15 protein-coding genes are annotated in these 20,040 nt (G+C 44.3%); 13 read left to right on the top strand and 2 right to left on the bottom strand.

The window, feature by feature from the left end:
• Nucleotides 1-9: 9 nt before the first annotated feature.
• The 5 genes from IH597_15220 (at nucleotide 10) to IH597_15200 (ending at nucleotide 5,476) form a co-directional block, all read left to right on the top strand.
• A complete protein-coding gene (locus IH597_15220) occupies nucleotides 10-1,185 on the top strand; it encodes an FtsX-like permease family protein (GenBank protein MBE0663805.1) in 1,176 nt (391 codons plus the stop codon).
• The gene (locus IH597_15215; protein ID MBE0663804.1) at nucleotides 1,182-2,456 is read left to right on the top strand and encodes an ABC transporter permease; all 1,275 of its coding nucleotides are present in this window, start codon (nucleotides 1,182-1,184) and stop codon (nucleotides 2,454-2,456) included. The genes IH597_15220 and IH597_15215 overlap by 4 nt, the downstream gene beginning before the upstream one ends.
• A gap of 91 nt (nucleotides 2,457-2,547) precedes the next feature.
• Complete coding sequence (locus tag IH597_15210; GenBank protein ID MBE0663803.1) at nucleotides 2,548-3,291, top strand: outer membrane lipoprotein-sorting protein; 744 nt, start codon at nucleotides 2,548-2,550, stop codon at nucleotides 3,289-3,291.
• Nucleotides 3,292-3,370: 79 nt separating this feature from the next.
• Nucleotides 3,371-4,249 (top strand): MBL fold metallo-hydrolase, encoded by an 879-nt coding sequence (locus IH597_15205; GenBank protein MBE0663802.1) that lies wholly within the window; start codon nucleotides 3,371-3,373, stop codon nucleotides 4,247-4,249.
• 378 nt (nucleotides 4,250-4,627) lie between these two features.
• Complete coding sequence (locus tag IH597_15200; protein MBE0663801.1) at nucleotides 4,628-5,476, top strand: DMT family transporter; 849 nt, start codon at nucleotides 4,628-4,630, stop codon at nucleotides 5,474-5,476.
• 26 nt (nucleotides 5,477-5,502) lie between these two features.
• Here IH597_15200 and IH597_15195 read toward each other — a convergent pair whose 3' ends face one another.
• Nucleotides 5,503-7,227, bottom strand: coding sequence for an aromatic amino acid hydroxylase (locus tag IH597_15195; protein MBE0663800.1), 1,725 nt, complete (start codon nucleotides 7,225-7,227; stop codon nucleotides 5,503-5,505).
• A 90-nt stretch (nucleotides 7,228-7,317) separates the two neighbouring features.
• Between IH597_15195 and IH597_15190 the strand changes: the two genes are divergently transcribed.
• The 5 genes from IH597_15190 (at nucleotide 7,318) to IH597_15170 (ending at nucleotide 15,169) form a co-directional block, all read left to right on the top strand.
• Nucleotides 7,318-8,556, top strand: a complete 1,239-nt coding sequence (locus IH597_15190) for a glycosyltransferase (protein ID MBE0663799.1) — start codon at nucleotides 7,318-7,320, stop codon at nucleotides 8,554-8,556.
• 382 nt (nucleotides 8,557-8,938) lie between these two features.
• On the top strand, nucleotides 8,939-9,850 hold the full coding sequence (gene miaA, locus IH597_15185) for a tRNA (adenosine(37)-N6)-dimethylallyltransferase MiaA (protein MBE0663798.1): 912 nt from the start codon (nucleotides 8,939-8,941) through the stop codon (nucleotides 9,848-9,850).
• 124 nt (nucleotides 9,851-9,974) lie between these two features.
• The gene (locus tag IH597_15180; protein MBE0663797.1) at nucleotides 9,975-11,591 is read left to right on the top strand and encodes a T9SS type A sorting domain-containing protein; all 1,617 of its coding nucleotides are present in this window, start codon (nucleotides 9,975-9,977) and stop codon (nucleotides 11,589-11,591) included.
• 200 nt (nucleotides 11,592-11,791) lie between these two features.
• Nucleotides 11,792-14,173 carry a TonB-dependent receptor gene (locus tag IH597_15175; GenBank protein MBE0663796.1) on the top strand — a complete coding sequence of 794 codons (2,382 nt, stop codon included), beginning with the start codon at nucleotides 11,792-11,794 and terminating at the stop codon, nucleotides 14,171-14,173.
• Nucleotides 14,174-14,404: 231 nt separating this feature from the next.
• Entirely contained in the window at nucleotides 14,405-15,169 is a 765-nt protein-coding gene (locus IH597_15170) for a hypothetical protein (GenBank protein MBE0663795.1), read from the top strand.
• Between the two features lie 523 nt (nucleotides 15,170-15,692).
• Here IH597_15170 and IH597_15165 read toward each other — a convergent pair.
• Nucleotides 15,693-16,343: a protein-L-isoaspartate(D-aspartate) O-methyltransferase gene (locus IH597_15165; protein ID MBE0663794.1), complete on the bottom strand. Its 651-nt coding sequence runs from the start codon at nucleotides 16,341-16,343 to the stop codon at nucleotides 15,693-15,695.
• A 110-nt stretch (nucleotides 16,344-16,453) separates the two neighbouring features.
• Between IH597_15165 and IH597_15160 the strand changes: the two genes are divergently transcribed.
• From IH597_15160 to IH597_15150, 3 genes are read left to right on the top strand one after another with little or no spacing between them, the layout of a single operon-like run.
• A complete protein-coding gene (locus IH597_15160) occupies nucleotides 16,454-17,443 on the top strand; it encodes a Gfo/Idh/MocA family oxidoreductase (protein MBE0663793.1) in 990 nt (329 codons plus the stop codon).
• A 29-nt stretch (nucleotides 17,444-17,472) separates the two neighbouring features.
• On the top strand, nucleotides 17,473-18,432 hold the full coding sequence (locus IH597_15155) for a hypothetical protein (protein ID MBE0663792.1): 960 nt from the start codon (nucleotides 17,473-17,475) through the stop codon (nucleotides 18,430-18,432).
• A 12-nt stretch (nucleotides 18,433-18,444) separates the two neighbouring features.
• Entirely contained in the window at nucleotides 18,445-19,860 is a 1,416-nt protein-coding gene (locus tag IH597_15150) for a sugar transferase (protein ID MBE0663791.1), read from the top strand.
• The last annotated feature ends 180 nt before the right edge of the window (nucleotides 19,861-20,040 follow it).

The following is a 20,040-nucleotide window of genomic DNA, read 5'->3' as shown; positions in this document are numbered from 1 at the left end:
CCGGCAACAATGTTATTAGCAATCAAACTTGCATACCGCAATCTGATAGGCGCCGGGCTAAGAACCTGGCTCAATGTAATAGTGTTGTCATTTTCCTTTGTGATCATCATTTGGCTCAAAGGAGTAATGACCGGTTGGGATTACCAGGCCAAGAACGATATGACTAACTACGAAATCGGGCATGGCCAGTATTGGCATGAAGACTATGATCCTTTCGATCCTTTTACCCTAACTGACAGCCATGCACAAATTCCTGATGAATTTAGTACCGAAATCGCAAATGGTGAAATGGAACCTTTTCTCATCGTGCAGGGCAGTATTTTTCCGCAAGGGCGCACGCAATCAATTATGATCAAAGGAATTCGCCCTGAGCAAAACATCTTTAAATTGCCTTCGCATAAACTTGATACTTTAACAGATGCGATCCCGGTCTTTATAGGTTCCATGACCGCAAACAGCGCCCGTCTTAAAATTGGTGATTACACAACCTTGCGTTGGCGCGATGTGAACGGCACATTCGATGCAACTGAAATAGTGATCGTGGAAATCTTCTCAAGCAATGTTCCTGCAGCGGAAGCTTCACAAATCTATATACCCCTGGAAAAACTATGGGACATGATGTTATTGCCAAATCACGCCACAGTTATGACTATCAGCAACGAACAAGTTGCCCGGCCCGAAATCGCAGGCTGGATGCTAAAGTCAAAGTCAGAACTGACAAAACAGGTTGATGATATGATAAAGAGCAAGACAGTAGGCCAGTCAATCATGTATGGAATTTTAATCCTGCTTGCCATGCTTGCCATCTTCGACACCCAGGTACTTTCCATCTTCCGGCGTCAGAAAGAAATCGGAACTTATGTTGCGCTTGGATATACAAGAGGAGAAGTAGTGGGGTTATTTACAGTTGAAGGAACCATGCATGCGGTGATGGCAGCCATCGTTGCTGCTGCCTACGGAATCCCGTTTCTCGCCTGGCAGGCAAAAGTCGGGTGGACCATGCCTGTTGATAGCAGCCAGTTTGGAATGGCGATGGCACCAACACTTTTCCCGGTTTACAGTGTCGGGCTGGTGGTGTCAACCGTATTACTTCTAACACTCACAACGGCAGTGGTAAGCTACATTCCTTCAAGGAAAATCGCAAAAATGAACCCAACTGAAGCATTAAGGGGGAAACTGCAATGATAAAATTTCTGATCAAAGGATTGCTGCGCGATAAGAGTCGCAGCAGGTTGCCCATCATTGTGGTGGCCATAGGTGTGATGCTCACTGTGCTAATGCATGCATATATAACCGGATTCATGGGCGACGCCATTGAAATGAATGCCAGGTTTAACGCAGGTCATGTTAAGGTGATGACCCGAGCTTATGCAGAAAATATGGACATGATCCCTAACGACCTTGCCCTACTGGAAGTCAGCAGTCTTCAAGAAGAATTGCAAAGTGATTTTCCTCTAATGGATTGGACCTCAAGAATTCAGTTTGGTGGTTTAATTGACGCCCCCAATGAATCTGGTGAGACCAGGTCTCAAGGCCCGGCCTTTGGGCTTGGGATTGATCTCTTATCACCATCTTCGAAGGAAATACAGCGTTTGAACCTCAGAAACTCAGTTGTTCGGGGAGGGCTGCCCCAAAACCCGGGTGAAATATTATTGAGCGATGAATTTGCACAAAAACTCAATGTATTTCCAGGTGATGATGTTACACTGATCAGTTCAACCATGAATGCTGCGATGATTATGCACAACTTTAAGATATCTGGTACCGTGGCCTTTGGGATTGAAGCAATGGACAGGGGCGCAGTTATTGCTGATATCGAAGATGTGAGATTTGCACTCGATATGAATGATGCCGCAGGTGAAATTGTGGGTTTCCTGTCCGGAAATTTTTATGATGATGACCTGGCCATAAAAACTGCAAAAACTTTCAACGAAAAGCATGAAGAACTCACGGATGAATTTGCACCTGTAATGAAAAGCCTTAGTCAGCAGGGTGGTTTGGGAACCTATGTTGCACTTTCAAAAGTATGGGCGCTTTACATTTCGATGGTATTTGTGTTTGCTATGTCGCTTGTTTTGTGGAATGCCGGTTTATTGGGAGGTTTGCGCCGCTATGGCGAAATCGGGATCAGGCTGGCTATGGGTGAAGAAAAAGGACATGTTTACCGAACCATGATCTACGAATCAGTTTTTATCGGCCTTGCAGGGTCAGTTGTAGGAACCATGTTTGGCTTGTTCTTTGCGTGGCTGATCCAGACTTATGGCATTGATATCAGCGGCATGATGGAAGGTGCTGCAATCATGATGCCCTCAGAAATACGGGCCCGTATCACACCGATGGATTATTATATCGGGTTTGTGCCAGGCTTGCTCTCTACCGTGATAGGAACTTTGCTTTCGGGAATTGGGATTTATAAGCGGCAAACGGCAAAACTGTTTAAAGAATTGGAAGCTTGAAAAAAGCTGGCAACAGGAAAAACAGTTTGCAACTTAAAGTTATTCTATAGAGTTGGTAAATAAATTGTTAATCATCAGAAACTTAAAAGAAATGAAAGTATATAAATTAAGATTCGGTATTTTTCTATTAAGTACCATTACCTTGGGTCTTTGCGCTCAGGATGCCGATAAAATCCTTGAAAAAGTGGATCAGAACCTGTCATCCGAAAACCGGATAGTAGAATCAAGTATGACGATTCATGGAAGGCGAAGCAGCCGGACTATAACTTCACGAACCTATTCGGTTGGCGAGAAACAAGCATTTACAGAGTATTTATCTCCACCAAGGGAACAGGGAACAAAAATGCTTAAACTGGAAAACCAGCTATGGATCTATTCCCCTTCTACCGATCGCACCATACAAATTTCAGGTCATATGCTGAAACAATCGGTGATGGGCTCCGATCTCTCTTACGAAGACATGATGGATGACAGAAAACTCACCGACATCTACAATGCAGTGATTACCGGCGAAGAAATTATTGAAGATCGTCACACCCTGGTGCTCGAACTTACAGCGAAGGTCAGCGACGCCGCCTACCATTCCCAGAAAGTCTGGGTTGATTCAGAACGTTATGTACCCTTGTTGCAGGAAATGTTTGCAAAGAGCGGCCAGCTTCTGAAAAGAACTGAATTGAAGGATGTTCAGAAAATTGAAGGGCGTTGGTTTCCGACTACGATGATTTTCAAAGACATGCTAAAGGAAGGTGAGGGAACTGCTTTTAAAATAACAAACATCAGGTTTAATCAGGAAATTCCTGAATACATTTTCACTAAAGCAGCCTTGAAACAGTAAGCTTCTGAGTTACAGTATTTGTGAAGCCAAAGAACAAGGACTGAATTTTATTGTTTAGAGTTAAACAAAAATGCGGATTATGAAAAAGCTTATCCATCTTATTCTTCTGGTTCCCATCCTTGGTTTTGCCCAACGAGATTATTCAACAATGCATGTCAGCCACACTGAGCTGGCTCCCGGCATCCACCGTTTGTTTGTTGGCGATATTGTTACGGTGGTGGCCTTTACAGGCGATGACGGCCTTATGGTGATTGATGCTGCCTATGAACAAACCACTTCGCAATTGCTGGATACACTCAAACGCATTACCAGTCATACTGTTAAATACCTGCTTAACACCCACCTGCATGGCGATCATACCGGTGGGAATGTTGAACTTGGCAAAGGCGCTACCATCATTTCGCATCATTCTGTTAAAACATGGCTTACCTCCGACCGAAAACAGGGCGATCGCGTTCCCGGCCCTATGCCCCAGCAAGGTATTCCAAACTTCACATTCGAGGGAACATTTAACATGGAATTTAACGGACAGGTGTTGCAAATGTATCACCTTCCGGAAGGCCATACAGCAGGAGATGTGATCATTTATTTCAGCGGATCAAATGTGCTGATGGTAGGCGATTTGCTTTTTGCCGATTATTTCCCTTACGTTGACACCGGCCAAGGTGGAAATCCATTGGGTTACATCAACAATGTGAAATGGATTATTAAACACTTCCCACAGGATGCAGTGGTTGTTGGCGGACATGGCCCGGTTTACAACATGCAGCAATTGCAGGAATGGTTATCGAACCTCGAAGAAACCATTGAAATTATTGCAGATGCAAAACAGGATGGCCTCAACGCAGCGCAAATGAAAGAAAACCGTATTCTTGCAAAATGGGAAAGCTTCGGTTCATTCTTTATCACCGAAGACCGCTGGATTGATACCGTATTTCCTTATGTTGGAAATGAATAATTCCTTCTCTAAACCTTCTAAACTTTTAACCCTTGAGCCTTTGAACTTTGAACCAATAATAGAACAATAGAACATTCGATTTATGAACCCTGAAAACCGGCAGTAGGCAGCGGCAGCAGCAGTTCACAAAATAGTTGAATCTCTCTTAACCCGGAACTTTGAACATTGAACCTCGAACCTTGAACCAACAATAGAACACTAAAATAATAGAACATTAGAATTATTAACCTCGAACCAGCAACCAGCAACCAGTAACCAGTAACCAACCCCTAAACCCTCTAAACTTCTAAACCCTCTAAACTTTCCTCCCATCTTAACGAGAGATTTTATGATTGAAACAAGCCAAAAATCAAATCACTATTTATTGCCTGATACGGTATGCTCTATCTGATCCTCGCCATTGCTTCATCTACCAGCATCATCGTATTGTTTAAGATTTTCAGCAAACTGAAAATCAATACTTTTTACACTATCCTGGTTAACTACGTAGTAGCCACAATATTTGGGTTTCTGAGCGAACCAAACAGCTTTCTGTTGTCCGAAATACCCTCCAGACCATGGTTCCTGCTATCAATTATTTCAGGTTTGCTTTTTATAGTTGGGTTCAATTTGTTTGCCTTATCAGCTCATCATGCCGGTGTAGCTTTAACCGGAATGGCCAGCAGAATGTCGTTGATTGTTTCGGTAATAGCCGGATTGCTTGTTTTTGGCGACCAACCCGGGATTTTAAGGTTTACCGGTATTCTGCTGGGTATTTTAGCATTCTATTTTACGTTTCACCGCGACCGCATGGTGGAAGTTGACCGCAAACTTATCTTCCTCCCCATTGCTTTGCTTATGGTTCATGGAATCAGCGATCTGACCATGAAAATCGGGCAGCAATACTACATCAGTGGCGATTTCACACTTTTCCTTGCAACGGTTTTTCTTGCCGCACTTGTGTTCGGCATCATTTTCCTTTTTCTGCGCAAACCACAGCAGGCCAGTTTCACTTACAAAGAGTTGGTTGCAGGTGTTGTGATCGGACTGGTGAATTGGTATTCAGGATATTTCCTGTTACTCGGCCTGGATTTATACGATGTTAGCTTTGTGATCCCAATGATCAATATCAGCATTGTTTCTGCTGCGGCCTTGATCGGTTACTTTGCATTTAAAGAAAAACTCAGGCCATTGAATTGGGTGGGTGTTGCGCTTGCTGTGGTGGCTATTTTGCTAATGCTGGCTTGATCTGAAACATCCGGCCAGCGTCATTGTCATGACCCGGGTTCGCTCAATACCAGTTCTCTGTGATCCGCGCTTTGGTAAGCGAACATGTTCAGATACATCCTGATTTCTTTTTCAAGTTTTGGGTCGGAACCGGTGAGTTTAAGCAATTCAGCGATTTCAACCGGCAACAGCCAGTCGTGGGGATAATTAATTTTTAACTGTTCAAATATATTTCTCAAATCGCTATGGCTCCACGAACCTTCTCGGATATCCCTTACTTCCTGATACAAATCATGCAATTGAACCGCTTCCGGAGAATGGTGAATTTTCATGGTCTTCACTTTTGGAACCTCAAAACTCAACCCGAAAGTATCCGGATCGGCAGGGCCCGAAAAAGCCGATACAATCCTCTCCCCTACTGCCATGTCATACATTCCCCAGGATGGTTCGAACAGGGTTTGATCTTCGTAAACAACTTTGCAATCACTGAAACTCATCAGCAGTATGCTACCCCTCTTGCGAAGGATCTTTTGCAATTTGCCGCTCAGCTTTACGCCCGATTCATAGCTGAGTTCGCAAAATGTATCTTTTTCAATGCCAATAGCCAATAAATCGCCATCGCTCATGGTTTCAATCGGTTTGCTACTGTTCTTTAGTTTACCAACTGGTGAACCGAAACCATCCTGATGATAATCTTTGCTATGGACAGGCAAGATGCTTCCGTTAAAGTTTAAAGCAGTTGGGCCCTCGGTTCGCACATAAATTGGCGAACCACCTTTGTAAATTGCTTCGCTAAATGTGCCGGAAACCTGCAATCCGGAACTGTATACACAGGTTGCCGTGTTGCCCGATGCAATTGCCTTTTCAACAGCGTGTTTTCCACCAACCCGCAAGGCCATTGTATTGGCAAACTGCCCGAGCACCGTGTTCAGGTTTTCAAAATCAGGTGTAACAAAGAGGTGAGGTTGCTGGTTAGTAATATCGAAACTATAATTGACAGCATCAATGGTGTAAGGCAGTTTCTTCACATGGGCCTTGAGGCAGTTGAAACTTTCACCGATAGAGGATAGTAAGCCTGCTCCGTAAATTTTTGGCTTGTTCAGATCGCCGATGAGGCCATATTCCACCGTCCACCAGTGCAGGTTGCGTATCAGCGCCATTTCGGATGGTTCGCCCATGCTGGCTTCAAGGCCGGCGAGATTTTGCTCCGCTGCCGTGATCTCAGCAGGCTGAGTATAAGGATTTGCCTTTAAGATAGATAGATAGCGGATGGCTTCGTAAAGTTCATAGTCTTTTGCCGAGGAAAATGCCCTGGCGCCAAGCCAGCCAAACTGCCGCAGGTATTCGGCATATTCTTCGTTGGCGATGATGGGAGCATGACCGGCGGCTTCGTGGATTATATCGGGTGCAGGAGTGTATTCGATCTGGTCAATAGGGCGCATATCGGCTGCAATCACCAGCACATTATACGCCTGAAACTCCATAAATGCTGATGGAGGGATAAATCCATCCACCGCCACCGCAGCCCAGCCAATCTCCTTGAGAATGCGGTTCATACCATACATGTGGGGAATTTTCTCTATGCTTACACCGGTCTTTTTCAAACCATCGAGGTAAGAACCGTGGGCAACCTGCGGCAAATACTTCACATTGCGGTGCATCACATAACGCCAGATGGCATGATCCTGAGCCGTGTAATCATTGTAGGGCTGGTCAATTACCAACGACATGAGGTGACGGGGGAGTTTGTCCAAAACTTCGTTCGATTCCATCGTGTGGTATTTTGTAGATTTGCAGTCAGCAGGAATTTTGCTTAATAACTCAACAACAAAATCAGTAAAAAGTTAGATTTGGGCTTCGCAATGACAAAAAAAACACCAGCCATTTTTATTGCATTACCGGTTTTGTGCGAACACGAAAATCTGCCTGCTTTTCTCCACAACATTCAGGCACAGGACTATGCCGGAAAGGTAAATCTTTTTGTTTGTGTGAACCAACCCGACGAATGGTGGGATAAGCCCGAAAAACTTCCTGTATGCCTTGATAATGCCAGGAGTTTGGCCATGTTAAAAAGCCTGGACGATCAGCATATCAAAATCATTGACAGGAGTAGCAGAGGAAAGGGCTGGGTGGGCAGACAGCATGGTGTAGGCTTCGCCCGCCGCGAAGTGATGCAGGCAATTATTGAAACCGCAAACGACAGCGATGTAATTATTTCACTGGATGCGGATACAACTTTCAGCAAAGCTTATTTAAGCTCAGTTGCAAAAGCTCTGAAAGCAAACCCTGAAGCCACGGCGCTTTCCGTTACTTATTACCACCATCTTAGCGGTAACGAAATTGCTGACCGGGCCATACTTCGTTATGAAATTTACATGCGATGCTATGCCATCAACATGCTTCTTATTGGTTCGCCTTATGCTTTTACAGCCTTGGGTTCTGCCATTGCCCTGACCGTAAAAAACTATAAAGGTATTGGTGGGATCACACCCAAAATGAGTGGTGAGGATTTTTACTTTTTGCAGAAACTCCGGAAGAAAGGGCCTTTGCTGTTATGGAATGAAGAAAAAGCTTACCCGGCGGCCCGTTTTTCTGACCGCGTTTACTTCGGCACCGGCCCTGCCATGATCAAAGGCGCTGCCGGCGACTGGAGCAGCTATCCCATCTATCATCAGGATTGGTTCACTGAAATCAAGGCAACTTACGATCTTTTTCCAACGCTTTATGCACAGGACATAGCTACCCCAATGGATCAGTTTCTTGCAGAAGCCTTCCCCGGGGAAATGATCTGGGAAAAACTCCGTAAAAATGCTGCTTCGGTTGATAAATTCATCCGCGCCTGCCATGAAAAGATTGACGGCCTGCGGGTACTGCAATACCTGAAATGGCGGCAGCGGCAAGCTCCTGTATCCGATGCTGAATCGCTTATTGAATTTCTTTCACAACACTATCCTGATGAAAACATTTTATCCATTCTCCCGGCAATAAAAGAATTCAACTTCTCAACCCTTCCACTAGAAACGCTGAACATGATAAGGGAGATGTTGGTTAATAAAGAAGATGGGATGTTGAGGGAAAGCTGGGAGAAGAGGAGAAAATGAGAAAAGGAGAGAAGGAGAAATGGAGAAATGGAGAAAAAGAGAAAAGGAGAATAATAGAATAATTGAACAATAGAATAATAGAACAGTAGAACAATAGAACATTCGAATTATGAACCCCAAACCCTGAATTTTGAATTTGGAGCCCACTCCGAAAAGTCACAAATTGCTGATTTTTATCGTTTTTGACCCCTGACCCCAAAAGGGGAACCGCTAAAAATCAGCAATTTGTGGAAGTCCCCTTTAGGGAACTTAGCGAAGCGATCTCACGAACGAAGTGAGTAATTTAGGGGCAGATTTACTTTTCGGAGTGGACTCAATCTGGAATTTTGAATCTGGAATCATGAACTTCAAACCCGAAACTTTGAACCTTGAACCCCGAACTATGAACTTGCTTCTCACCCTCCTCGGCCCCACGGCTAGCGGCAAAACTCGGCTGGCTGCATTGCTGGCTGCCCGTCTAAACGGCGAAATCATCAGCGCCGATTCCCGGCAGGTGTACCGTGGTATGAATCTGGGAACAGGCAAGGATTACGACGATTACCTTGTTGATGGCAAGCAGATTCCCTACCATCTTGTTGACATCCTTGAACCCGGCGAAGCATACAATGTGTTCAGGTATCAGCGGGATTTTTTCAAAGTTTACAATGAAATAATAAGCCGTGGCAAGACGGCTGTAATGTGCGGTGGCACCGGCATGTACATTGAATCGGTACTGGCAGGTTACACACTTGCCGAAGCGCCGGAAGATGAAACGCTGCGTGAATTTCTTAAAAGTAAAAACCAGGAACAGCTTGTGGCTTACCTGGCTTCCCTCCGTCCCCTGCACAACACCACCGACACCATTGACCGTGAACGCTGCATCCGGGCCATTGAAATTGCTACCTATGAAAATGAAAACGCGGATAATCACAAGGCCATTCCTGTATTGAACCCATTGATCATCGGCATTGCCTACGAGCGCGAAACCTTGCGGCAAAGGATCACACAAAGGCTGAGCGACAGGCTGGAGTACGGCATGATTGCAGAAGTTGAGGCGCTGATGAACCAGGGGATCAGCGCTGAAAAACTTGATTATTACGGACTTGAATACCGTTACCTTTCGCAGTATATCCTTGGCAGTATCACCTACGATAAAATGTTCAGCCTGCTTAATACCGCTATTCATCAGTTTGCCAAGCGGCAGATGACCTGGTTCCGCCGTATGGAACGCAAAGGATTTCAGATTCACTGGCTGGAAGGGGAAATGAGCCTTGAAGATAAGGTTTCCAGGATAATGGAGTTGCGGGCTGTCTAACGGATAAGCAGCCATAAAGCACAAAGCTATTATTGTGCTAAACCGAACTGCAATCCGCAGGATTTTCATATTTTTACACCTGCTTTTGCACCCAGCAAGGCACGGCTTTTTAATCCACAAAGCTATGTTAAGAAAAGAGTTTTACATTTTGGCTTGTATTATTACATTCATAATTGGGGATGTGCATTCCCAGTCATGGCCGAAATACTACGGGCAGCAAAATAGGCCTGAATATTCCAAAGCTCTAATTGAGAGCTATGATAACGGATTCCTGATCTGTGGTGACTACTTTAGTAACGACTATACAAAAAGATGGGCCTGGATAATAAAAACTGATATAAATGGGAATATAATTTGGGACAAGATACTAGAAAATTCTTTAGAGTATATTAATCCGAATTCCATTGCGACAACTCATGATGGTGGATTTGTTTTATGTGGCAACGTTACACTGATTGAGAATGTCATTAATCCATTGATTGCCAAGTTCAATGCATGTGGTGAAAAAGAGTGGTGTAAAGTTTTTACGGGTAGCCAAACAGCGCTTCCTTCAGCTCGGGATATAAAAGTAACAGACTCCGGAGAGATCGTTGTACTATTAAACCAGTTTGGAAGTTATCCTTCTGAAACCCTGATTTTGTTCAAGCTCAGCGCCAGCGGCGAGGTATTATGGCAACAAGCTTTTGCAACCACCTACAACCATCCAAACTCACACATGAAGTTTGGCCAAAGCCTGATGATCACTTCCAATGATAAATACCTGATGAGCGGCTACGGTTACTGGCGTGATCCATGGAACCCACAGGGAGTGTTTGCTATCAGACATTTCTTTGCAATGGCCGACAGTGATGGAAACGAAGAATGGGTCTTGCCTTTTGGTCTCAATGACACCATCCTTGGTAAAGCCCTGGATGTTATTGAAATAAATGACACATTGTTCATGGGGATAGGTGCGTTTATTGATTATGATGCTACAAAACCGAGCTTTCTGTTTTTTAATAACGATGGTCAGGAATTGATGTTCAGATACTTCGAGAATCACCAAATAGATTCAGGTTTTTATGCAGGAGCATTCAACAAAGTAAAACTTTTAGACTCAATCGTTTTTGCCGGTGGTTCCTTTTCTTTCAACCCCAATCATCAGGTGATAGTGGATTGTATTTTGAATTTGGATATTGATGAACTCACAGTAGAACCAGCAATCATAAAGTTGAGTAATAACAATCTATACCCTTACTTCAACGGAGTATCACATGATAATAAACTGCTTAGCAGTTCTACGTACCGGCATTCCTCCACCAACTACGATATCTTCCTCGCCAAACTCAACCTCAATTTAGAGTACGATACGGCTTACACCGGCAACCTTACTTATGATAGCCTTTGCATCCCCGGTCCACCACAAAGCGGGTTTATTTACCTAAATGATTGCGATATAGTGCTGGGCACGGAAATGCCCACAGCAGCGGATTACAGGGCAAGAATAAACACCATCCCCATCACCATTTACCCCAACCCGGCAAAAGACCACATTACTTTTGCCCTGGAAAACACAGAGCACCACCGCAATATAGAGATGCGGTGCTTTAACCTGCTGGGAGTACAACAACATCAAACAAAAATACTCCGCGGCCAGCAGCAAGCCAGCGCCAACGTAAGCGCCTGGCCACCGGGAATGTATGTGGTGGTGGTGTATAGCGATGGCAGGTCGGTGGGGAGAGGGAAGTTTGTAGTGCAGTAGCCCCATCTTATCGCTCCCAGCGATCGGATGGGTAAAAAACCCAGGCAATAATATCCGTCAGACCGCTGGGAGCGGTCGGACGGGAAAAGGAAATCCTCCGGAATTTTCCAAAATAACCTGACCATCTTTAAACTTTTTGGTTCAATATGTGTTTAATGATTTATAAATTTTCTTAAACATCACAACCCAAAGATTAACCCATGAGACTTGCTAAGCTAATATTACTACTCGCCTTACTTCTGTTACTGCCTGCATGGCTGCTTGCCCAAACCGGAACCATCCGCGGCAGGGTTTTCAATGAAAAAACCAACGAACCATTGCCATTTGTCAATATCGTTGTGTTCGGAACAAGCATTGGTTCAACCTCCGACCTTGACGGCAATTTTTTGTTTACCGGCATAACCCCGGGTTTTGTCAAACTCTCGGCTTCCTTCGTTGGGTTCGAATCCGTGACCACCACCGAATTTCTTGTTACCAATGCAAGAACCTCCACCATCGAAATTCCAATGCGTGAAATCGCAATTCAACTTGAACAGGTAGTGGTTCAGGCCTCGCTATTCAAACGCAAGGAGGAAAGCCCGGTTTCCATGCGAACGCTGGGCATTCAGGAGATTGAAAAAAATCCGGGTGGGAACCGCGATATCAGCCGTGTGATCCAATCCTTGCCCGGTGTGGCTTCCACACCTGCTTACCGCAACGATGTGATCGTGCGTGGCGGCGGCCCCAGTGAAAGCCGTTTTTACCTCGATGGCATTGAGATCCCAAACCTGAACCACTTTGCCACACAAGGCGCTTCGGGTGGACCGGTGGGCATTATCAATGTTGATTTTATCAGGGAAGTGGATCTTTATTCAGGTGCTTTTCCGTCAAACCGCGGCAATGCATTAAGTGCGGTTCTTGAAATGAGGCAGACCGATGGCAACCCCGACAAAGTAAATTTTCGTGGCTCGGTGGGTGCATCTGATCTGGCGCTTACGCTCGATGGACCTTTGGGTGAGCGATCCAATTTTATCATGTCGGCCAGGCGATCCTACCTGCAGTTTCTTTTTGATGCCATTGGCCTTCCTTTCCTTCCAACCTATAATGATTTCCAGGCCAGATACCGCATCAATTTCGATACACGGAACCAACTTACCATCATCGGGCTGGGCGCCATTGACCAGTTCAGGTTAAACACCGGCATTGAAAATCCGGACGAAAACCAGCAATACATCCTGGATTACCTTCCGGTGAACGAACAATGGAATTATACCATTGGCGGGGTTTACCGTCATTTTACCCAAAACGGCAACCACATGTTTGTGCTCAGCCGGAATATGCTGCGCAATGCTGCCTTCAAATTCCGTAACAACGATGAAACGGAAGCAAGGATTTTCGACTACGATTCTGATGAAATTGAAAATAAATTTCGTTACGAACGCAATGTGACCCTCAACGGTTTTCGGTTTAATTATGGTGCCGGAACCGAATATGCAAAGTACCTGAATGAAACCTACCGGGAAATTTTCCGCAGTAACGAAGCATTTGCGATCAATTACGACTCTTATATTGACCTTTTCAAGTGGAGCGTTTTCGGGCAGGTAAGCAAAAGTGTATTGCAGGAAAAACTGAACCTTTCATTGGGCCTCCGATCCGATGCCAACAGCTATTCCAAAAGCATGTCAAACCTGATTGACCAGCTTTCACCCAGGTTTTCGGCTTCATACGCCCTTACTGAAAAATTCTACCTGAATTTCAATACCGGCAGGTTCTACCAGTTGCCGCCATATACATCGTTGGGGTTCAGGAATAATGACCGGGAACTTGTAAATAAAAACAATGATCTGAAATATATTTCGGCCGACCATCTGGTGGCAGGCATTGAATACCAGCGCAACGAGGAGGCAAAGTTCACCATCGAAGGGTTTTTTAAAAACTACCGCAATTATCCGTTCTCTGTTGCTGATTCTATCTCAATCGCCAATAAGGGCGCCGATTTTGGAACCTATGGCGACGAAGAGGTTGTTTCGATCTCAAAAGGCCGCGCCTATGGAATGGAAGTGCTTTTGCAGGAAAGAGACCTGGCAGGATTCAATATAATTATGGCTTACACCTTTGTGAGGAGCGAATTTCAGAATACGGACAATGAATATATACCTTCGGCCTGGGACAACCGGCATATTCTTAACCTCACCGTTGGAAGGCAACTGAAAGGCAACTGGGATATCGGCGCCAAATGGCGTTTTGTTGGCGGGGCGCCTTATACGCCATGGGATATAGAGAAATCCTCACGCATAGATGCATGGGAAGCCAACAGCCGCGGCTATCTTGATTTTAACCGCTTTAACTCGCTACGTTTTGGAAATTTCCACCAGCTTGATATCCGCATTGATAAATCGTTTTTCTTCAACCGCTGGTCGCTGATGCTTTACACAGATATTCAAAATGCATATAATTTCCAGGTGAAAGACCAAAATATCCTGGTCCGGGAATTTGATGCCAATGGAAATCCGTTGATCAGTGATGGCAGATACAGCCTCCGGGAACTTGAAAATTTAAGTGGAACCGTGCTACCGACGATTGGGATTATTGTGGAATTTTAACTTATAAAAATATAGAGTGTTGAGGGAGAATATTGAGACCTCTCATAATAGACAATTCGCCCCTAAATTCCCTAAAGGGGACTTTCACAAATTTCTGATTTTTAGCGTTTCTCCGCCGCGGCAGATCAGGGCTAAAAACGATAAAAATCAGCAATTTGTGACTTTTCGGAATAGGCTCAATTTTGAATCTTGAATTTTGAATGTGGAATTTTGAATCTTAAAATAATGAAAATGAAGTTTGGACTAAACCTGGCATTTGCGTTGGCTTCGCTTTTAATGACAAGTCCGGTTATGGCTGGAGAGGAGTTTGATCCTCAAAAAAAGAAAAAAATGGCCGAAGAACCTGCAGTGATCATCACCAATCCGGAAGGCAATGGAAGTGAGATCATTATTGAATTCTGGAAAGGCAAATCGCATAATTATCCTTTGCTCGCTATCTGGGTTGAAGACGAGGAAGGTAATTACATTCAAACGCTTTATGTTTCGCAATCCATAGCTACCAGTGTATTTCGCCACGGACAGGCCGGTTGGGGACATTGGGATGAAGCGGTGGTGCGTCGTCCGGCATCGCTGCCATATTGGGCTCACCAGCGTGGGATCAAGGCTGATGATGGGCTGTACCTTCCTTCGCCTGAGAACCCGGTTCCAGATGCCTACACTGGTGCAACACCAACATCAGATTTTATTCTACAAACACGCGCTGACGGGAAATTGCCCCAGCAATTCAGGATATTGATGGAAATCAACCAGGCCTGGGACTGGAATAATTACTGGACCAACAATAAATATCCCGATGATAAAGATTATAAAACATCCAGTCAGCCGGCGCTGGTTTATGAATCCATCGTTAATACGGCTTCCGGGCAAAAGGAATTTGAAATGAAACCCATTGGCCACAGCCATTACTCAGGCAAAGACGGGGAACTTTACACCGAGCTTTCAACATTTACGACAGCATTGAATATTGTTGGAAAAGTAATTGTGCGGCTACCCTGAAGATACTCAATTAAATCCCCCCTGCCCCCCTTTTTCAAAGGGGGATGAGCTCTTCGCAAACTTGGTCAAAAGATTCCACCACCCAATTACTCCATCATTCCATTGCTCCATCACTCCAATTCAATCAACCAATTGACTATTTAACCAATCACACACTGTAACCCTGCATCACAAAATATCCTAAGTTAATAAATCCCCCCTGCTCCCCTTTTTCAAAGGGGGCTGAGCTCAATACAAGGTGGTTGCTGATAATGCTATAGGTTAGTCTTGTACTAAATAAGTTTACAAAAATACAAATCCCCCCTGCCCCCCTTTTTCAAAGGGAGATGAGTTCTTCGCAGACATTGTCACAATATTCCATCACTCCAACACTCCATTAACCCATTACTCCATCACCCCAATTCAATCAACCAATTGACTAATTAACCAATCGCACACTAACTTACTGCATCACCGCATCACTGCATCACAATTAAAAAGCATCACATTTCTTCCCCATTCTCCCCTTCTCACTTTCTTCCCTTCAACCCTCACTCTTATCCGGCAGCATCGGCACAAACCTGAAGGTGCCATGCTTTTCTTTGAGCATTTCGCCTTCACTGGTTTTGTGAACCACGGTCATGGTTTGAACATCCTCAGCGCCCAGGGGCAGGACTAACAAGCCTCCGGCTTTGAGCTGTTCAAACAATGGTTCGGGAATAAATGAAACTGCAGCGGTGATCAGGATTTTATCGAAAGGTGCAAAAGAAGGTAACCCAACAAACCCATCGCCGTAAAAGACTTTGATTGTGTTAAATCCGATGGCGGGCAGAAAAGTCCTGGCTTTCTGATACAGGGATTTGTGGCGTTCAATGGTAAACACTTTGGCTCCCATGCTTGCCAGAATGCTTGCCTGATAACCGGAACCGGTTCCTATCTCAAGAATTTTATCGCCTCTTTTAACTTCAAGCAACTGGGTTTGAAAAGCTACTGTATAAGGCTGCGAAATAGTTTGTCCGGCGCCAATAGGAAATGGCTTGTCATCGTAAGCAAATTCAAGAAAAGAAGATTCAAAGAAAAAGTGCCGTGGCACTGCGTCAATAGCCGAAAGTACTTCCCTGGAGGCGATGCCTTTACTCCTGATTGTTTCAACAAGTTTCTTTCTTAGTCCTTTGTGCCGGTAATTATCTTCCAGGTTTAAAGCCATAATATATTGAAATACAAAATTTTCAGCTTAAATGCGGTCACATGGCAAAAGTAGTAATTCGGTTCGGGAAAAATATTAGATTTGCAAAAAAAACACCTATGTTAAAGATTGGCGTTCTAGGCGCAGGACACCTTGGCAAGATCCATATCAGATGTATTAAACAAATCCCGGAATATGAGTTGGTTGGCTTTTTCGATCCAAGCGAAAAAATTGCCAGGAAAGTGGAAGCTGAAGAAAGCGTCAAACTCTTTGATGATATTGAACACCTGATTGATGCCGTTGATGTGGTGGATATTGTGACCCCAACGGTTTCACATTTCGATTGTGCACAACGTTCTCTCCGCAAGTTTCGTCATGTATTTATTGAAAAGCCCATTGTAGCAACTCCCGATGAAGCGCTCAAACTCATTGACATTGCCACCGAAGCCGGTGTGAAAGTCCAGGTTGGTCATGTTGAACGCTTCAACCCGGCATTTCTTGCAGCCCAGTCTTACCTTGGAAGCCCAATGTTTATTGAAGCACACAGGCTTTCACAATTCAATCCACGCGGAACCGATGTGCCCGTGGTACTCGATCTGATGATCCATGACATTGACATTATAATGAGTGTGGTTAAATCGAACATTAAAAAAATCAATGCCAGCGGGGTATCAGTGGTAAGCGACACGCCCGATATTGCCAATGCCCGCATTGAATTTGAAAATGGCTGTGTTGCCAACTTGACTGCGAGTCGCATTTCAATGAAAAACATGCGCAAATCCCGTTTCTTCCAGCGTGATAGCTACATATCCGTTGACTTTCTTGACAAAGCCGTTGAGATCATTCGCATGAAAAATGTTGAATCAGCAGATATTGACCCCCTGGCAATGATCCTTGATATGGGCTCCGGAAAAACACCCCGGCAGTTATTTTTCGACAGGCCGAAAGTTCCGGCTGTAAATGCAATCGTTGAAGAATTGAGAAGTTTTCAAATCGCGATCCAAAACGACAAAACACCTCCGGTGACCATCAACGATGGCTACATTGCTTTGGAGGTCGCACATCAGATTATTAAAAAGATCAATCAAACGGCATTGAATATTGTCTGATTCCTAGTTTAATCCTTGAATTTTTCATTATGCCTTCAGCTCCATTTAGGCGCAATATAAGCTCCGGATATGCGTTCCTTTCGCAAGACTCCACAGCACCGGAAAGTTACGCTATGCGACCCACTTCTTTACAACGCTATTTAATTTTATTTCTCATCGCCACCGCTCTCAATGCTTGCGATCCAAAAGGTGATGATGGAATTCCGGCGTATATCCACATCGAAGAAATCGGACTAACAACGGAACCTGGACAGGGAACTGCTTCGCATAAGATCACCGATGCCTGGGTGTATATTGACATGAAATTAATTGGCGTTTTTGAGTTGCCAGCTACCTTTCCTGTACTGCAACAAGGTGATCAGGAAGTTACAATTTATGCAGGCATCAAAATAAATGGAATTGCTGCTACACGTTCGGCTTACCCGTTTTTCACGCCCATAATCGTTGATGTGAACCTTACGCCTGGTGTTGTTGACACCATCAGCAATGCAGTAGTTTCTTACGATCCTGAAACAACTTTTTCGTGGATGGAGGACTTTGACGGTGCACTCTCCATTGACACAACTTCAAACAGCGAAACCAATTTGGTAAGAATCTCCGATCCGGATCTTATATTCAGCTTCGATAACGAGCCAAACGATTATTCAGCCATGGCTTCAGTTTCGGGCGATACCCTTTTGTTTGAATGTGCTACTATTCAAAGTCTTGAGTTCCCTGAAGGCGGCAAACCTGTATTCCTCGAGATGAATTACAAAAACAATCATAATCTTACGGTTGGCCTGACTATGGTTTCATCAGGCCAGACTGTCCAGCAAGCGCTGCTGGTACTCAACCCTTCTGAAACCTGGAATAAGATTTATATCAATTTAACGCCGACAATATCATACTTTTACAATGCTACCGACTTCAGGATTTTCATAGGTTTACTCAGAACTCCTGAAACTGAAACAGCCACCATCTACTTCGACAATCTCAAGCTTGTTTATTAACCCTCGAACCACATGAACAGAAAACGACAAGTTGCCAAGTACGTTATTGCAGATCTTTTAACAGCCGCAATAGCATGGAGTTTGTTCTTTCTTTACAGAAAATCAGTTCACGATATTGAAATTCAGGAAAATTACGGTCAGATTTATGCCGATGCCAATTACTATATTGGCGTTACAGTCGTTCCTCTTTTCTGGCTCATCCTCTACACAATGGCGGGGACTTACCGGCGTATTTACCGTAAATCGCGGCTTAAAGAGCTCGGTCAAACACTCTTCATCACATTGCTGGGCGTTATTATCATCTTCTTCGCCCTAATCCTCGACGACATCGTAATTTCATACAAAACTTATTACCAATCATTTCTTGTTCTATATGCCTTGCATTTTGGGATCACTTATCCCATCCGGTTAATTATTACCTCAATTACGGCATATAAAATCCATCATAAACTTATTGGTTTCAATACTGTAATTGTAGGAAGCAATGGCAACGCTATAAAAGTATTTAATGACATTGAAAACCAGGAGCGTTCTTCCGGCAATAAATTCATTGGATTTGTAAATGTTGAATCCTACGATAATTACAAAGTCGAAAAGTATTTGAAACACCTTGGGGATCTAAGCGACCTGAAAAGGATCGTAACAGACAATAAGATTGAAGAAGTGATTATTGCCATTGAGCGGTCGGAGCATAAAACCATTGAAATGATTATCACACAACTGCAGGACGTGAATGTGATCATCAAGGTTATTCCCGATATGCAGGATTTTCTTTTGGGAACCGTTAAGGTGCAATCCATTTTCCACACGCCTCTTATACAAATTTCGCCTGATCTGATGCCACCCTGGCAGCAAAGCATCAAAAGGGCTATGGATATAGTACTATCAATTCTGGCAATAATTATTTTATCACCAGTTTACATTGCCACTGCCATTGGTGTTAAATGGTCTTCCAAAGGGCCCATCATTTATTCGCAAGAGCGCATCGGCATCTATGGAAAACCTTTCAAGATGCATAAATTCCGTTCAATGTATTCCGATGCAGAAAAAGGTGTTCCGATGCTTTCATCTCGGGCGGATAGCCGTATCACACCTTTCGGCCGGTTCATCCGTAAAGTGAGATTGGATGAGATACCGCAGTTCTTTAGCGTTTTAATCGGCGATATGTCGCTGGTAGGACCTCGCCCGGAGCGCCAGTTTTTCATTGACCAGATTGTTCAACGTGCACCACATTATAGAATATTACAAAAAGTCAAACCCGGAATTACTTCCTGGGGCCAGGTAAAGTTTGGCTATGCCGAAAATGTGGACGAAATGATCGAACGATTGAAATATGATATCCTCTACATCGAAAACATGTCCATAGCCATGGATATCAAGATCATGATCTATACAGTGCTGATTGTGGCAATGGGCAGGGGGAAGTAGTTGGGAGTGGGAGAAGTGGAGAGTTGGAGAATTGGAGAAGGTGAGAAAATGAGAAGATGAGATTGGGGGACTTAGAAACGAAGGGACGAGGGACGAAGAGACAGAGAGAAGAAGGCGACGAAGGGACGAGGAGACGAACAGACAAAGAGACGAAGGATGGGGAGACAAAGAGAGGAAGAG

Source organism: Bacteroidales bacterium, assembly GCA_014860575.1.
Taxonomy (GTDB): Bacteria; Bacteroidota; Bacteroidia; order Bacteroidales; family JAAYJT01; genus JAAYJT01.
This window is presented reverse-complemented; position numbering and strand designations above follow the sequence as displayed.

Excerpts from the sequence above, each read along its gene's own strand:
- IH597_15220 (MBE0663805.1), top strand. The coding sequence starts at position 10 with ATGTTATTAGCAATCAAACTTGCATACCGCAATCTGATAGGCGCCGGG.
- IH597_15215 (MBE0663804.1), top strand. The coding sequence starts at position 1,182 with ATGATAAAATTTCTGATCAAAGGATTGCTGCGCGATAAGAGTCGCAGC.
- IH597_15210 (MBE0663803.1), top strand. The coding sequence starts at position 2,548 with ATGAAAGTATATAAATTAAGATTCGGTATTTTTCTATTAAGTACCATT.
- IH597_15205 (MBE0663802.1), top strand. The coding sequence starts at position 3,371 with ATGAAAAAGCTTATCCATCTTATTCTTCTGGTTCCCATCCTTGGTTTT.
- IH597_15200 (MBE0663801.1), top strand. The coding sequence starts at position 4,628 with ATGCTCTATCTGATCCTCGCCATTGCTTCATCTACCAGCATCATCGTA.
- IH597_15195 (MBE0663800.1), bottom strand. The coding sequence starts at position 7,227 with ATGGAATCGAACGAAGTTTTGGACAAACTCCCCCGTCACCTCATGTCG.
- IH597_15190 (MBE0663799.1), top strand. The coding sequence starts at position 7,318 with ATGACAAAAAAAACACCAGCCATTTTTATTGCATTACCGGTTTTGTGC.
- miaA (MBE0663798.1), top strand. The coding sequence starts at position 8,939 with ATGAACTTGCTTCTCACCCTCCTCGGCCCCACGGCTAGCGGCAAAACT.
- IH597_15180 (MBE0663797.1), top strand. The coding sequence starts at position 9,975 with ATGTTAAGAAAAGAGTTTTACATTTTGGCTTGTATTATTACATTCATA.
- IH597_15175 (MBE0663796.1), top strand. The coding sequence starts at position 11,792 with ATGAGACTTGCTAAGCTAATATTACTACTCGCCTTACTTCTGTTACTG.
- IH597_15170 (MBE0663795.1), top strand. The coding sequence starts at position 14,405 with ATGAAGTTTGGACTAAACCTGGCATTTGCGTTGGCTTCGCTTTTAATG.
- IH597_15160 (MBE0663793.1), top strand. The coding sequence starts at position 16,454 with ATGTTAAAGATTGGCGTTCTAGGCGCAGGACACCTTGGCAAGATCCAT.
- IH597_15155 (MBE0663792.1), top strand. The coding sequence starts at position 17,473 with ATGCCTTCAGCTCCATTTAGGCGCAATATAAGCTCCGGATATGCGTTC.
- IH597_15150 (MBE0663791.1), top strand. The coding sequence starts at position 18,445 with ATGAACAGAAAACGACAAGTTGCCAAGTACGTTATTGCAGATCTTTTA.